Source organism: Kitasatospora sp. NPDC057965, from assembly GCF_042887135.1.
Taxonomy (GTDB): domain Bacteria; phylum Actinomycetota; class Actinomycetes; order Streptomycetales; family Streptomycetaceae; genus Kitasatospora.
Window position 1 is genome coordinate 1 of record NZ_JBHVPZ010000064.1, and the last position, 15,476, is coordinate 15,476.

A 15,476-nucleotide genomic window follows, 5' to 3' on the forward strand; every position below is an offset into this window, starting at 1 on the left:
AACCACGCGGCCCCATCGAGACCGAAGCAGCCCGCCGCCTCGCCGACGACCTCAAGAACGAGTGATCACCCGATTACCCAACACTTTCTGAGGCGAGGTACGACATGGCCTCAATGATCGTCATCTCCGTCACAGCCGTACCCGACCACGTACGCGGTGCGCTGACCCGCTGGCTTCTCGAGGTCACCCCGTACCTGTACATCGGAACGGTCTCCGCCAAGGTTCGACAAGAACTATGGAGCGCCGTCAGTAACTGCATTGGCACCGGAGCCGCAGCTCTGGCCTACCCAGCAGCGAACGAACAGGGCTTCGTTCTGACAACGGCAGGAGAGCAGAAACGGCACGCGGTCGACTTCGATGGCCTTACCTTGATCGCCGCCACCGCACCGAAGAACAGTCAAGAAATGGCAAAGCCGTAGAAACGGTGCAGGTCGCGAAGGGTCCTCCCCGCGCAGGCGGGGGTCAGCCGGACGCCGCCGAAGCTGCTGCTGCTCAGGCCCGGTCCTCCCCGCGCAGGCGGGGGTCAGCCGCAGTGATGGCCCGGGCGCTTCTGGCTCCTGCTGGTCCTCCCCGCGCAGGCGGGGAGGGCACCGTCCGGGTTGTCGGCCCGTGCCAGTAGGAGGTCGGTATGGATGCCTCGGTGCCCATCAAGGCGGTGAACCTCAGCCGCAGGGGCCGTTCCAGAGCCGCCGACGCCCAACCGGGACGGCGGGCTCGTCAGCGACCTGGTCGATGTCCTCGACCATGGTGGCGGGGCCCGGCAGCACGGGCCGGGCCGGGCGCGTGGGTGCTGGGGCGGGGGAAGCGGAAGCGGGCTGCGGGCCGGTGCCGAGCAGCTGGCGGGCAGGGGACGTCATCCCCCCTATGATCCCCCGGTGCCAGCACCGCGCGGTCGGGGCCGAGCCGGTGGGGCTCCGGGTAGCGGTCGGCGGCGGCCGCGCAGCTACTGGTCGGCGGCGATCCGGTAGACCGCGCGGGTCGGGTCCGTCTTGACGATTAGCCCAGCCACGGCGAGGTGGCGCAGGACGGCGCGGGCGCCCTTGGGTGTGGTGTCGAGTCCGTGGATGCCGAGCACCTCGACGGCGAGTTGGGTGTCCCAGAGGACGTCCGGACCGCGCTGGTTGATCTCCTTGCTGAGGACGGCGCGGCGGTTGGTGGGCAGGGAGAGGACCGCCTCGCTGAACGCGTCGAACAGGTCGGCGGCGATCCGGTAGCCGACGACCTTGCCGAAGCCGGGGCCCTGGGCCTGGACCGGCGCGACGATGGTCTCGGGGCACCAGCCCTCGCGGACGCTGCGGTCCAGCACTCGCTTTAGGCCAGCCGAGTGTCCCTTGAGGGTAGCCGCCTCGCCATCACCGCGCAGTGCCTCGGCCTCGACGTAGCCGCCCCGGGCGACGGCCTCCTCCAGGATGCGCTGGGCGTTGGGCGGCAGCGCCAGGAAGTACCGCTCGATCCGATCGGTGCTCCAGGTGTCGTCGTGCTGGATCTCGACGGCCGGGGTGTAGGGGGCCAAGAAGTCCCTGAGCCGGTCGAGGTCTTCCGGGGTCGGGTCTTCAAGGACGACGCGGACCTTCATCACTACTCCCGGTGGTTAGATCTAACCTGATCTAAGGTCAGGTGGACGTGTAGAGCGCAGCGATTGCCGACCTGGTTAGTCCAGCATTAATCCACATCTGCATGAACGAGGCGGGTCGACGGCCCGGCGGGTGGCGACCGTCGCGGCTGTCGCCGAAACGCCCCTGCCAGCCTGTCGCGTCGGGATAACGCAGGTGCATCCGACGCGACGGCCCGGCAGGTGCGGGCGGGGCACGGAGGTGTCATATAGCCCCGCCGTCGGCCGCGGGGATGCCATCGAGGATGCCGCTGGCTGAGTCCGACACCTTCGAGCTACCCCACGGCGACCTCACCGACTACGAGAAGCAGTGAGTTCAGTAGGGCGCCCCGGTATTAACGTCGATCTCATTACCTTCTGAGTCAAATGCCATCATGTAGCCCGCGAGGCCCGGAGAGGCCGAAGTGTAGTCCGCTCGATGTTTGATTTCTCCAGGATGGGTAGGCGGCCCCTTGAAAACTATGGTCAGAGTCTCTCCCGGCTCGATCTCATAAATGGCTCCCATCGGCTCGAAGACCACGGTCAGAAAGTCGGATTCCGCCGTCAAGACCGTCCGCTCCTCCACCCATGAAGATTCTCGAGCCCGCTGCCTTTCGTGGCGTCGATTGCGAATCCAAGAGAACATGTCGTCATGATGCCTCATGGTGGTGGTTTTGCCAAGACCTGTGACCCCTTCTCTTGGCCGCCCATAGACCCCTTGCTTGAGCCCTCCCACGCGACGGCGCGGAATGACGGCAATTGAACTGCAGCCATTCCGCGCCATCAGCTTTATAGCGGCACTCCCCCTTTGTTTAGCGGTACTTCCCCTTGATGTAGTACCTCATCAGCTCCGCCCGCTCCTTGGCGTTATAGTTATTCTTCCCCCTTGCTCGGGAAAGCATGTCGACTTTGGTGAAATACTTCCTCACTGTCCTGAGTTCCCGATTTGTGAAGCGCATTCGGACCTCTTTGCGCTTTTCGGGGCCCATGAATGCGCGATTATTGTATACGTTCGGCCGGTCGGTGGCCCACAGGGGGCCATCCAGCTCATTCTGCTGCTTAAATCCGTGCTGCTTGACGATCTTGTCGACCTTGTTGAAAAGTCGGTTGTTCTGTGTGCGAATGCTAGGGTATTTGACCGTCTTCGTGAAGCTGTTTGACAGCTTCACGGCGCGGGCTGCCTTGACCGTCGTAGCAGCCGCCTTCACGGCGACACCTGCGCCCACTGCCGCCGCTGCCACCATGACCGTCATTTCGGCGGCCTTCTCCCAGTTACCGGTGGCGGCATAGGAGACTGACGAAACGGCGGCGGCTATGGAACCAATGGGACCCGGCACGACGGTGGCGACCACCTCAGCGACCTTGGCGACGACTTCGACCGTCTTCTTCAGCCACTTGGGCATGCCCCAGTTGCCGTCGAGGTCGGTGCAGTTGACCGGGTCGCCGGTGCAGTAGTCGTAGGCGCTGGCGTTGCCGCCCGGGACGGGGTCGATCTGCAGGAACCGGCCGAGGGCCGGGCTGTAGAGGCGGGCACCCATGAGGATGTCCCCGTCCTGTGCCTCGGCGGAGCGCTGCTTGCCGCCGAGCCAGCCGTAGCGGACGCCTGCCTGGCCGTCCCGCGGGATGCCGAACTCGTCGAAATCCAGGACCACCGGTGCGGTGAGCGCGGTGTCGGTGGTGATGACCACCGAGCCGAACAGGTTGGTCAGCTGGAGCCGGACGTCACCGGTCCTGCTGGTAGTGGCCACCAGATCGGCGTCCGGGCCCGAGACGTTGCGGGTCAGGATGCCCTGGGCACTGTCCTCGACGGTCCAGCGGACCTCGTCACCGTCGTCGCCGTAGTGGTTCAGCTTCGACGTGGCGTTCGCCCAGGTACCGTCCACCTGCTTCTTGCTGGTGGTGAACGCGGTCAGGCGGTGGGCGGCGTCGACGGCCCACTCCTGCTTGGTGTCCCCCTTCTCCTGGGCGGCCACGCGGTCGTTGGCCCAGTAGGTGTTGGTCGCACCGGTCGCGGTCTTCACCGTGCGCCCGAAGGCGTCGTAGGAGAAGCCCGCGTCGGTGAGGCGGTCGGCGCTGTCGTAGGTGTGGTTCTCCGCCGTGGCCCCGTCCGTGCTGCATCCGTCGGCCGCCCCGCGCGGGGCGGTCGACTTGGACAGGCGGTTGGAGTGGGCGTCGAAGGCGTACTGGCGGGTGACGCAGCCGGTGGCGACCGTGGACTGCTCGGCCTTCACCAGCCGGCCGAGCCGGTCGTACTGGTAGGAGCGGGTGGCGGTGGAGCTGGTGTCCTTGGCCACCTGGCCCTGGGTGGAGATGTCGGCGCTCTGCGCCCAGATGACCTTGTTGTCGGAAGTGCGGGTGTAGGTGCGGCTGGTGGCCTCGCCGACGGCGTTGGTGGTGTCCTTGCGGACGATGCCGCCGGGGTAGGTCTGCTCGACCAGCTGGCCGTCCGGACCGTACTTGGCGGTGAACTCGCCCGCGACGCTGTCGTTGACGGAGGTGACCAGTCCGCGCGGCTCCTTGGCGCGGTCGTAGGTGTAGGTGGTGGAACCGGTCGGGTCGGTGACCTTCACCGGCTTGCCGAACTTGTCGAACTCGCTGGTGGTGGTGCCACCGTCGGCGTCGGTGTAGGAGATCAGCCGACCGAGCGCGTCGAAGACGCGGGTGAGCGACTTGCCGCCGGCGGTCGTCTTCACGATGTCGCCGGTGGCGGGGTCGTACTCGGTGGTGACCTTCGGGAGCGGCTTGCCCTCGTCCGAGGTGATCTCGGTGGAGGTGATCCGGTCCGCGCCGTCGTAGGTGGTGACCGTCTTGCGGGACTTGCCGGCGTTGGTCTCGGTGGTCTCCTCCGGCTCGGCGAACGGTGAGTAGCGGGTGACGCGCTTCACCGGCAGCGTGGTCGGCATCCGCGTCGCGTCCGCACCGGTGATCGCACCGCCCGGCCCGCTGACGCAGGGCAGGCCCGCCCATTCCGGACGGTTGCCACAGGCCGCATCGTCGGGGTTGGCGCCGGCGGTGTAGTACACCGCCTTGACCGTGCCAGCATCGGTCCCGGTGGAACCCGGCTTGCGGGACTCCAGCGCACGGCCCTTCGCGCCGAACTTGACGACAGCCGTCAGCTTGGCGCCGAGCGCGTCGGTGGTGACCGAGGTGGGGGTCTTCAGCGTCCAGCCGGAGGCGCCGCCGATCGGCGTGTCATAGCCCTGCTTGGTGACGCGCAGTTCGACGTCGTCGCCGTATCCGTCGATGCGGGCGCCGTCGGTCTGGGTGGTGACCAGGTGGTAGGCCTGGCCGTCGGGCTTGTTCTCGTCGTAGGTGTTGGTGTTGTGGTCGCGGGCCACCACCGAGGTCCCCACCAGCAGGGTGGGGTTGACAGTGGTCTTGGTGAGGGTGACGGTGTCCAGGCCGGCGTGGAAACGCTCGCCGGTGCTGGCGGTGTTGGTGCCGGTGACGGTGACCTTGAGTTCGTGGTCGCCACGGGCGAGGTGGATCGACTGGCCGACGGTGTACGGGGCGGTCGAGCCGGCGGGGTTGGCGTCGAAGGTGTCGATCGGCTGGCCGAGGTTCTGGCCGTTGATCGCGAACTGGATGATGCCGTGGTCGTTGAACATGGTGAGCTGGCCGGAGAGCTGGTAGTCGCCCTCCTCGGGCACGCTGACCCGCATGGTGTCGAACACGCCGGCCTGCGTGCCGGCCAGGCTGAGCTGCGCTCCGCCCGACCAGGAGAGGGCACCGCTGTCGTTGATCACCCGCACCGGCGCGGTGGCGCCGAGCTGCGGCAGCTTCTCGGCCTCCCAGCTGACCGTGACCGGGGTGGTCTGACCGTTGACCTGCTCGGCGAGCGAGGCGCGGTAGACCGGGCCGAGCGTCTCGACGACGTCCAAGCCGTCTGCCGTGTAGACGGTGCGCGAGTCGAGCAGACGCGCCCGGGACGCGGAGTCCGCGGGCAGGTTCAGCTCGGCGGCGAAGCGGTCCGCCTCGGAGTGGGTCCCGAGTGCGATCGAACGGTTGGTCGCCTGCAGGGTGCGAACGGCGTGGCCGTAGCGGTCGTACTCGGTGGTGTCGATGTCACCGCCGGGAGTGACCGACGGGCTCGCGGTGTTGACCTCGTTGCCAGAGGCGTTGAGGTAGTGGACGGTAGCCGGCTTGTAGCCGTCCTTGCCCGGCTTGGCCGCCGTGGCGGTGTTGGTGCCCGGGTCGTCCTCGGGTCCGAACACGGCGGTGGCGTCGGTCGGCGCGTCGGTCTGCGCCCACTTGGCCACCTCCGCGCCGGACAGGTCGTACGGGCCTCCCGCCGCACCGCTGGTCAGCGGTACGTCGTAGACGACGTTGGTGGCGACCTCGCCGTTGAGCTGGTCCTTGCTGCCCTGGGCCAGGGCCGCGCGGCGGACCTTCAGCAGGCGCCCCGGGTCCTGGTCGGCCGCGGCCTTGCCGTAGTCGAAGTTCCACGGCAGCTCGCCGGCGGCACCGATCCGGGTGACCCGGCCCGCGTCGTCGTAGCTGTACGTGGTCTTCAGCGGCTGGGCGAGACGCGGGTCCCACACCTGGGCCAGGCGGCCCCTGTCGTCGTAGGCGTAGTGCGTGACCTCGACGGCCTGTTGCTGGGAAGTCGCCGGGTTCCACGACCACACCTTCGCCGAGCGGATGCGGTCCAGGAAGTCGCCGGGCGTCGTCGCCGTGGCCGTGGTGACCTTGGCGTACTCGTACTCCATGACCAGGCAGCCGCGCGGCAGCGGGTTGACGGTGCAGTGGTTGGCGTCGTCCACACCCGGCTCGACCGGCGGGATGACGCGCTTGACCAGGGAGCGGCCGTCGGCGGTGTCGTACTGGTACCGGGTGGCCGAAGCGGCCTCCGGACCGATGTCACTGACCACCTGGTAGATGCTGGAACCGGCCTGACGGGCGAAGACGGTCCTCGAACCGTCCAGCTCGGACAGCTCGTAGGTGGTGCCGGCGGTCTGCACGTCCCAGACCTGGTTCGGGCCGCGCCAGCAGGTCCAGATGGTGCCGCCGAGGTTCGCGTCCAGGCACTTGGACGACTGCTGGTTGACGACCTGGCCGTCGGCCAGGACCTCCCACTTCTGGTTGGTGTCGGCGCTGCAGTCCCATAGCACGATCCGGGTGTTGTCCGCGGTCACGCCCCAGGGGTTGTCCAGGCACTTGCCGAGGATCTGGAAGCGCTGCTGGTCGTCGCGAGTCCACTGCTGGTTCGCGGCGCCGGTGCACGGCGCCGACTGCAGGTTGGTGCCGTTGTGGGCCGCTCCGTTCGGCACCTCCAGGCACTGCCCGGTCGCGGACAGCACGAGCGCGCCGCTGGTGGCCGGCACGGCCTTCAGCGTCAGCGACTCGGCGCCCGGCTCCGGGAACAGGGTGCCGTCGGTGCCCTTGGCGAAGGTCAGCGTGCCGTCGTCGTTGCCCTTGATCTCGACCAGGTCGGACTGCGGGAACGACAGCGAGCGGTAGTCCGAGCCGGCGCCCGCGTCGGGGCCGCCGGCCCACTGCGGACCGAACGGTGCCACGATCTCCTTCAGCGACAGGTCGTCGAAGTAGACCTCCTTGTCCGGTGCGGCGAAGCCGTTGACGAGGCGGAACCAGGCCTCGGTGGCGTCCTTCGGCACGGTCATGTCGACACTCAGCTGCTGCCAGCCGTCCGTGAACGACGCCTTCGCCGACAGCACCTCGCCGTAGCCGGCCGGGGTGCGGTGGACGCCCTGCAGGCGCAGGCCGATGTCGGCGCGGTCGGGGTTCAGACCGGTCGAGCCTGGTACGTAGATCCAGCCGGTCAGCCGGTACGTCTTCCCCGGCTGCATGTTCTGCCCGAGGCTGTACCCCGGACCGATCTCCAGGTAGGAGTTCGCGTTGCCGTTGGGCTTGACCAGCAGCGAGTCGGTGGAGCTGTCATGGCCGCGGACGGTGGAGCGGCTGATGTCGGCCGGACCGGCGGTGAAGCCGGCCGTGTCGGTGCTCACCTGACGCTGGTTCGCGGTCAGACGCTCACCCTGCGGCTGCCAGCCCCGTCCGAGGTCGCGCGAGGAGGCGGTACGGGCCACCGACATGCCGAACTCGTTGGCGTCGGTGACGTCGGTGGAGAAGTCACCGGTCAGCAGGTTGACCGAGCCCGGGCCGATGCCCGCTCCGGCCGCGCCGTCCGCGTTGCGGTCGACGGTGATGGTGTTCCAGACGGTGGCGTACCCGGCGCCGGAGCCGTCCTGCGGGAACAGCTTGGCTCGGACCTGGAGGACGCCGCCGACGTTGCCCAGGGTGTCCAGGACGTTCCAGTTGGCGTGCGGGCCGAGGTCCGCCAGCAACGGCTTGTCCTCGGTGACCGGGGTGTTGTCCGCCTTGGTCAGGTTGGTCCGGGGCACCGCGTACTCGGTGGCGCCGGGGCCGCGGCGGTACTCGTAGACGACCCGCTTGAACTGCGCCTGGGCGTCCACGGACAGCTTGACGCGCTTGGCCGCCTGGGTGCCGTTCACCGGCGAGCTCAGACCGGCCTGGCCGACCTGGAAGGTGTAGACCGTGGGCGGGGAGAGGTTGCCCGCGCGGTCCTTGGCCTGCACGCTGAGCACGCGCCGGCCCTCGGTGGTCGGGGTGATCGACGTGGTCAGCGCCGCGGTGGCGTTGACGGTGACCGGGGTGCCGCCGTCGAGCGTGTAGACGTAGGTGGTCAGGTCGTCGGTGCCGCCGGCCGGGGTGAAGGTGAACGAGCCGGCCTGGTTCGCCGCGCCGTGCCACAGCGAGTCCGACGGATAGTCCGCCGAGGTGACGGTCGGGGCACCGGGCTTGACGGTGTCGGCGACCAGTACCGTTCCGGCCCAGCCGGAACGGGCCTTGCCGTCGTCGAGCATCGCCCAGATCGAGTACTGCACACCCTCGTCGAGCCGGGCGAGACCGAAGTCGGACGCACGGACGGTCGCGACCGCGCCGTTCGGGGTGCCCCTGACGACGCTGCCGATGAAGTCGCTGCCGCGCCACAGGTCGAAGGTGACCTTGACCTGGTCACCGTCCGCGTCGGCCGCCTGCACCTGGAAACGCGGGTTGGCATCCGAGGTGTACGCCGGGTTGCCCGGCTGCGAGGGCTGCACCTGGACCGTGGCCGGGGTGGTCGGCACGGTGTTGTAGGTGATCGAGATGTACGGCGGGGCACCGCCCTCGGCGGAGCTGAACCGTTTCCAGGACAGGCTGCTGCTCTCGTCGGCCGCCTTCAGGGCGATGCCGTATTCGCTGTAGCCGAAGCCTGCGGCGTACTCGATCATCTTCGTGATGTCGGCCGTCGCCCACACCGAACCGTCGGGGCGGGTGCACTGATGGCTGTCGTCGGGATCCTCGTCGAACGTGTCGTTGGACGTCGCCCACTTCTGGCCCCACTGCGGCTGGTTGTTCCAGCGCGTCCACCAGCCCGCGCCGTGCGCGTCCCATACCTCCCACTGCTTCGCGACGCACGAGGACGAGTGGTAGTTGTAGAGGTTGAGCTTGGCGTCGAGGATCTGCTTGCCGTTGAAGTCGGCACCCGGGATCGTCAGGAACGAACGCGCGACGACCGAGCCGTTGTAGCTGCCAAGCTTGAGGTCGGTCGACGACGAGGCGTCGAAGTTCTCATTCGTCTGCACATAGGTGTCGTACGTCGACAGGACGTCCACCGGCGGATCGATGGTGACCGGGAACTGGGTCCGCTCATCGGTCAGGAACGCCGCGTCGGGGGTGAACGCCAGCTCGGTGTCCGCGCCCTGGCCGCGCATCTGCATCGTCACCGGGGCCCGGTTGAGGTGCTCCTGAGACGTCTGGTCAAGTGCCGCGTCCCACATGACCGGCGTCGGAATCTTGACAGCCGGCTTGCCGGTGCCCTTGTCCAGCAGCTGGATCGACCCGTCCTCCTGCGGAGCGGCGGTCAGGCCGGTGGCGTCGATCGGGATGGTGACCGTTCCGGCCTGCGCGACGGCGGAACGATTCTTCACGATCAGGAACTGCTCGAAGCCGGTCCGGGTCGCCTGAAGGACCAGGTCCACGCCGGGTCGGGCGTCGACGTAGGTCGCCCTGCTGCCCTCCAGCTTGGGCTTGGGGAGCTTGCCCAGCCAGCCGAAGGAGACCTGCTGGTCACCGGAGCCGATCGTCACCAGCGGGCGCTCGGCCGGCTTGGCCTCGGGACCAGCAGGCGGATTGGCGTACGGAGTGGTTGATGGGGCTGCGGCGCGAGCCGCGTCACGGGAGGCGTGCTCGGAGGGCATCTGCGTCGGGGTGGCCGACGAGGTGGCGGGCGATGAGGTCGGCGGGGCTGTGGGCACGCTGTCGCCCACCGTGACCCCGGCGTCGCCGCCCTCGAAGACCAGGCCCTCGGGGTGCGCCTTGGGCGTGACCTTGCCGTCCGGCGTCTGCACCAGTGTGGTGTCGACCGGCACCCAGGCGTCGCCGACCTTCATCCGCAGCGGACCGGTGGAGCGCTCGGAGGTCAGCGTCCCGTCTGGGTTCGCCCACAGGGTGACGAACTCCGTCCGGGCCTTCGTGACCTCGATCCGACGGCCCTGTAGGCGGGCCGCCAGCAGGGCGGACGCCTCGTCGGGCGCCTCCGTGGCGGGCACGGCCGGGGGAGTCTGTGGGGCGGGGCCCGCGCCGGGCTGAGGCGACGCCAGAGCGTCGGCGACCACACCGGTCTGCACCAGCAGACCGAGAGTCAGGACTGTGGATAGGCGGCGTATCCAGCGCATCGAAAACGCCCCGCCGGTGGAACCGGGCGAGGCTAAAGACCGTCGTTTCATCAACACTCTCTCGAAGAGGTGGCATGTATTCAGATGGTTCGCTCAGAACCGAGTCACAACCTCTCACTCTCAGTGAAATTAAAGGAAGCCCCAAGGGTGACGATTGAGTAACGGATTCAATACTCGCAGTTATCGAAAGTCTATTTAGTGGCAATTATTGTGCAATTGCGCCCTTTGTCTAAGCTATCTGCCAAGTGGGGCGTTTACGTATTTCGAGGTGCTCCCTCGGCAGTTTCCAGGCCCGTAATCAGTTGCTGATGTCATGAACGCATACGTCCGCCGGGCGGCTAGATGTACTGACCACGGAGGTTGGTGACAGGGCTCACGGCGTAGTGATCTTGAAATGAGTGAGGGCCTTCTGGCCAGGTGTGGATTGCGACATCTGCACCTACAGCCAGAAAGGCCCTGATGCCACACCGTAACGCACCGCTGACCGAGACCGGACGCCTGCGCCTGGCCCGCTGCGTGGTCGAGGACGGCTGGTCGTTGAGGCGGGCCGCCGAGCGCTTCCAGGTCTCGCCGACCACGGCCAAGCGCTGGGCCGACCGCTACCGCACGCTCGGCGAGGCCGGCATGAACGACCTCTCCAGCAGGCCGCACCGCTGCCCGCGCCGGACCCCGACCCGCACCGAACGGCGGATCGTCAAGGTCCGCGTCCTGCGCCGCTGGGGACCGGCCCGCATCGCCTACCTGCTCAAGCTCAACCCGGCCACCGTCCACCGCGTGCTGACCCGCTACCGCCTCGCCCGTCTCACGCACCTCGACCGCGCCACCGGCCGGCCGATACGGCGCTACGAGCATGGCGCGCCGGGCGAGTTGGTGCATGTCGACACCAAGAAGCTCGGCAACATCCCCGACGGCGGCGGCCACCGGGCACTGGGCCGTCCCGCCGGGAAGAGGAACAGCTCCAAGGCGGGCTACAGCTACCTCCACAACGCCGTCGACGACCACTCCCGCCTGGCCTACAGCGAGATCCTGCCCGACGAGCGCAAGGAGACCGCCACCGCCTTCTGGGCCCGGGCGAACGCGTTCTTCGCCCGGGCCGGAATCACCGTCCAGCGGGTCCTGACCGACAACGGCTCCTGCTACAAGTCCCACATCTGGCGTGATGCCCTCGCCGCCGAGGGCATCACGCACAAGCGAACCCGCCCCTACCGGCCCCAGACCAACGGCAAGGTCGAACGCTTCAACCGCACCCTGCTCGACGAATGGGCCTACGCCAGGCCATACCGCACCGAACAGGAACGCCGCGACGCCTACCCCGGCTGGCTCCACACCTACAATCACCACCGCGGACACACCGCACTCGCAGGCAAGCCACCCGCCAGCCGCGTCCCCAACCTCACGGGTCAGAACAGCTAGATCGCGATGTGAGGGAAGGCCTGCGACCCCAATGCGGGCACATTCCTGCCCCGACGCGAGCAACTGTTGAGTGAGCACCAGAACTGGCTGAACGATCCCTGGTCCGCCCATCAGGCGACCACCAACAGGCCACCGAAGAAGCTGCCGATGCCGTCCGCGCCCACCATCTCCACGGGAGTGGCGCCATGAGTCAGCCCGTGCATGACGGAGTCGAGCTGATCCCCCGGCCCGAGCAGAGTCCGGCCGCGCTCAAGGCCGCGCTGGCCGTCGTCGCCGCGGACCGTCTCCCCGAGATGATCGACGGGCAGACGAAGGCGATGGCCGAGGCCATCGCCACGGGCAGCGTCCAGCCGATCCGCTTGTTCGTGGCGCACTGGGCCGCCGTCGTGGAGATCGAGCGGCACCCCACCACCGCCCGGGCCTGGCACCGGGCGAACTACCTCGCCAACCACGCCGGCACCGTCCAGGAGTGCCGCGAGCACGCCACCACCGTCGCCGAGCTCTACCGCGCCGCCTACGCGGCGGTGAACGCGTGACCTGGAGCTGGGAGTACCTCCCCAGCGAGCAGCACGTCACCGCCGGCGTCCCGACCGACTTCCTCGCCGCCGTCGAACACCAAGCCGCCGAACTCGTCCGCGCCGCCGAAGCGCTCTACCTCGACGGCACCTCCTACCAGGGCAGCGGCGAGCCGATGCGCTACCTCGACGTCGCCGGCGGCCTGCTCGCCTACTACGTCGTCCCCCGCCTGGAGCTCGTCGTCTGCCAGGTCACGCCCCCGCCCACGACCTGACCCCATGACCGCCCGGCCTGGTTCAAGGGGTGAACTTCGGCTGTTTCACCGCTGCCGGTCAGGACGCGGTGGCACGATGAGCGGCGATGGTCGGGCCCGGGTCCGGGGAGGTCGTTGTTGCCGGGTGAGGATGAACGCGTGGAGGACGCCGCTCCGATCTGCGCACGCTGCCATCAACTGGTCGACGTCAAGGGCGGACTCATCGTCACACACTGGCGTGACGGGACATCCATTCAGTGTCCCGCGTCCTTCCGGGAGGCACGGGCCGCGCTGTGGCGCGGAGGTCCCCGCGACCGCGAAGCCCTCCTGAAAGCCGCCGAGCACAGCCGCCAGCAGCGCATAGCCCAACGGAAGGCCGGCGCACTGGCGAGACCGCTCGAGGACCCGACCCCACTCGAGGCCCCATCGTGGCTTCCCTTGTGGTCAGGTGAACACCTTCCCGCGATTGTTCTGCCAGCGAGATCCCCCGTAGGGATGTGGCTTCCCGGACGCAGCCGCACCCAGCAGTACACGATGCTGGCCAGGCTGCTGCCCACCACTCGCAGCCTCATCTGGAGCGAACTGGCCGGGCACTGGACATTCTCCGTACGCCATGCCCTCGACGTCACCCGCAAAGTGGCCCGTCGCAATCAGCTGATCATCCTCGGGCGCGAATACAACCCCAGGGAGAAGTGCACGTCGTCGTGTCAGCGTGCCGCGGAGTTCACATGTACATGCACGTGCCTGGCGAAGTTCCACGGCGGCGGGCGATGGATGAAGGGGCTGCGCGTAGTGGACGGATTCGACGCCAGGCGCGAGAACACATCCTGGTACTGGACGGTCTTCAGTTTCGAGAGTTGAGAACAGTGGCCGGTATCTCGTCTGCGTGGCCGTCCCTCCGCTCCGACACCCGGCATCATCAGAGCGCCACGTTCCGCAGCTTGGTATCTGACCATTGTCACGGCGGCCGCCGCCCAGGAAGAGGACTCAAGTGACCACTCAGCCCGACCACCAGGACGGGGCCGCGCGGAGGCCAGCCGCCCTGCACGAACTGCGCGCAGCGTTGTCCTGCGACGGTCTGCCCGGTGACCGCGAGCGGTTCGAGCAGGACCTGGCCACGGCTCTCGACGCCGTCACCGAGGTCATCGCCACCTACCACCACCGCCTCGCCCTGGGCGCCAGCCCCGAGGCCATGGCTTCCCTCGCCGCCCCGATCAGCAGGCAGAGCCGGACCCAGGCCAGCGAAGCCTTCGCCCGGGTGCGTGCCGCCGCCAGCAAGGATCACCGGCGGCCTCGGCCCGATGATGCGGTCCGGGAAGACACCGAGGTCACCTCCCGATTCGCTACACAGGCAGAGCTGGAGGCCCTGGGCTACACCGGCGATGTCATCGTCACCCAGACGGTTCGCACGACCTTCCGGGCCGACGGCACACCCATCGGCAAGACCCTGACCGTCCGGGGCGGTAGCACCCCGATCGTGCGATGGGTGGATCCGGCCGACCTCGGCCCCGACGAATCCTGAGCTACCCGCAGCGCCGGCCCCCGCATCGACGTACCGGGAACCCGCCCCGGCCGCAGGACAACCTCCCGCACGCCGCCTACAGTGTCCCCACCAACTGCCTGGAAGGAGAGGTCATGGCCAGACCGGTCGCGGCCGCGATCCTGTTCGACGCCAGCTGGTGGGACGCGGCACCGGAGCCGACGCCTGCCCCTGTCCCTGCCTGCGAGCCCGTCATCGACTGGCGGCTGCTGCGCAGGTTCCTCGACGACAACGGCTACGGCGAGGTCCGCATCAACACGAAGCGGGACGGCAGCATCAACCTCAGCCGGTAGACAGGTGCGGCGTCGGCCCCTTGGCTTCGTTCACGTGAAGTGGTTCTGGTCCAACTTCTGGGCTCTGTCGCTGATTGAGGGGTCTGTGCCGACCATGAACGGGTGGTGGGCATGAACTGGGCGTGACGGATGCGGCGGCGCGTGTGGTTGACCTTCTCTTCCCGGGGATCGGCGTAGAGGTCGAGGAGATGGTTCGTGGGGATGGCGAGGTTCGTCTCGCCGTGCGGTCGGTGGCGGTGTCTGCCGCCTGCCCGGGGTGCGGGCGGAGATCGTCGCGGCTGCACTGCTACTACCGGCGGCTTCTTGCAGACCGTCCGGTAGCCGGTCGGCGAGTGTGGCTGGACCTGAGGGCGCGTCGTCTCGTGTGCGAGAACGACCGGTGCGGACAGCGGACGTTCGCCGAGCAGATCCAGGATCTGACGTCCCGACACGCGCGTCGCACGACCGCGCTCACCGCCCAGCTCACCGACATCGCGCTGTTCCTGGGCGGCAGGGCCGGAGCCCGGATCTCCGGGCGTCTGGCCATGACCACGTGCCGGGACACCCTGCTCCGGCTCATCCGCGCGATGCCCGTCCCGTCGTCGGGCCTCGTCCCGCGTCTGGGAGTGGACGAGTTCGCCGTGCGGCGTGGCCGTACCTACGCGACGGTCCTCGTGGACATGGACACCCACCGCCCTGTCGACGTCCTCGCCGACCGCACCGCGAACACCTTCGCCACCTGGCTTCGCGACCACCCCGAAGTGCGGACGATCTGCCGCGACCGCGCCGGATCCTTCCGCGACGGTGCCCGGACGGGGGCGCCCCAGGCCCAACAGGTCGCCGACGCCTGGCACCTGCTGCACAACCTCGCCGAGGCCGTCGAGCGCGTCGTCGGCCGCCATCGCGCCGACCTGCGCGAACCCCTCGCCCTCGGAGAAGAGCAGGATGACACGCCCCGTTCCGGGGCTGCCGGCTCGAACGAGCTGGACGTCCACGGCCGGCCGCGCCCCCTGGTCGCCCGTACTCGCGAGCGTCACCAGCAGATCCACGAACGCATCGAGCGCGGTGACAGCCTGCGGGCCATCGCCCGAGAACTCCGCCTCAGAAAGTGTTGGGTAATCGGGTGATCACTCGTTCTTGAGGTCGTCGGCGAGGCGGCGGGCTGCTTCGGTCTCGATGGGGCCGCGTGGTT

General features: G+C 68.4%; 12 protein-coding genes. 8 read left to right on the forward strand and 4 right to left on the reverse strand.

The window, feature by feature from the left end; genetic code table 11:
* The first annotated feature begins 104 nt into the window (after positions 1-104).
* A complete protein-coding gene (cas2e, locus tag ACFVVU_RS38680) occupies positions 105-419 on the forward strand; it encodes a type I-E CRISPR-associated endoribonuclease Cas2e (protein ID WP_387794512.1) in 315 nt (104 codons plus the stop codon).
* A 243-nt stretch (positions 420-662) separates the two neighbouring features.
* Here the strand turns inward: cas2e and ACFVVU_RS38685 are convergent, their stop codons facing one another.
* The 4 genes from ACFVVU_RS38685 to ACFVVU_RS38700 form a co-directional block, all read right to left on the reverse strand.
* Positions 663-857: a hypothetical protein gene (locus tag ACFVVU_RS38685; protein ID WP_387794514.1), complete on the reverse strand. Its 195-nt coding sequence runs from the start codon at positions 855-857 to the stop codon at positions 663-665.
* An 86-nt stretch (positions 858-943) separates the two neighbouring features.
* Complete coding sequence (locus ACFVVU_RS38690; RefSeq protein WP_387794516.1) at positions 944-1,576, reverse strand: hypothetical protein; 633 nt, start codon at positions 1,574-1,576, stop codon at positions 944-946.
* A gap of 352 nt (positions 1,577-1,928) precedes the next feature.
* The gene (locus tag ACFVVU_RS38695) at positions 1,929-2,177 is read right to left on the reverse strand and encodes a hypothetical protein (RefSeq protein WP_387794518.1); all 249 of its coding nucleotides are present in this window, start codon (positions 2,175-2,177) and stop codon (positions 1,929-1,931) included.
* 226 nt (positions 2,178-2,403) lie between these two features.
* A complete protein-coding gene (locus ACFVVU_RS38700) occupies positions 2,404-10,164 on the reverse strand; it encodes a ricin-type beta-trefoil lectin domain protein (protein ID WP_387794520.1) in 7,761 nt (2,586 codons plus the stop codon).
* Positions 10,165-10,749: 585 nt separating this feature from the next.
* On the opposite strand from ACFVVU_RS38700, the gene ACFVVU_RS38705 reads away from it, so the two are divergent.
* The 7 genes from ACFVVU_RS38705 to ACFVVU_RS38735 all read left to right on the forward strand — a co-directional run bounded on the left by ACFVVU_RS38705 (position 10,750) and on the right by ACFVVU_RS38735 (position 15,411).
* Positions 10,750-11,703 (forward strand): IS481 family transposase, encoded by a 954-nt coding sequence (locus ACFVVU_RS38705; protein ID WP_387794522.1) that lies wholly within the window; start codon positions 10,750-10,752, stop codon positions 11,701-11,703.
* 185 nt (positions 11,704-11,888) lie between these two features.
* A complete protein-coding gene (locus ACFVVU_RS38710) occupies positions 11,889-12,239 on the forward strand; it encodes a hypothetical protein (protein ID WP_387794523.1) in 351 nt (116 codons plus the stop codon).
* Complete coding sequence (locus tag ACFVVU_RS38715) at positions 12,236-12,493, forward strand: hypothetical protein (protein WP_387794525.1); 258 nt, start codon at positions 12,236-12,238, stop codon at positions 12,491-12,493. Before ACFVVU_RS38710 ends, ACFVVU_RS38715 begins: the two co-directional genes overlap by 4 nt.
* 138 nt (positions 12,494-12,631) lie before the next feature.
* The gene (locus ACFVVU_RS38720; RefSeq protein WP_387794527.1) at positions 12,632-13,333 is read left to right on the forward strand and encodes a hypothetical protein; all 702 of its coding nucleotides are present in this window, start codon (positions 12,632-12,634) and stop codon (positions 13,331-13,333) included.
* 130 nt (positions 13,334-13,463) lie between these two features.
* A complete protein-coding gene (locus tag ACFVVU_RS38725) occupies positions 13,464-13,994 on the forward strand; it encodes a hypothetical protein (RefSeq protein ID WP_387794528.1) in 531 nt (176 codons plus the stop codon).
* A gap of 113 nt (positions 13,995-14,107) precedes the next feature.
* Positions 14,108-14,305: a hypothetical protein gene (locus ACFVVU_RS38730; protein ID WP_387794530.1), complete on the forward strand. Its 198-nt coding sequence runs from the start codon at positions 14,108-14,110 to the stop codon at positions 14,303-14,305.
* Positions 14,306-14,427: 122 nt separating this feature from the next.
* A complete protein-coding gene (locus ACFVVU_RS38735) occupies positions 14,428-15,411 on the forward strand; it encodes an ISL3 family transposase (RefSeq protein WP_387794531.1) in 984 nt (327 codons plus the stop codon).
* The last annotated feature ends 65 nt before the right edge of the window (positions 15,412-15,476 follow it).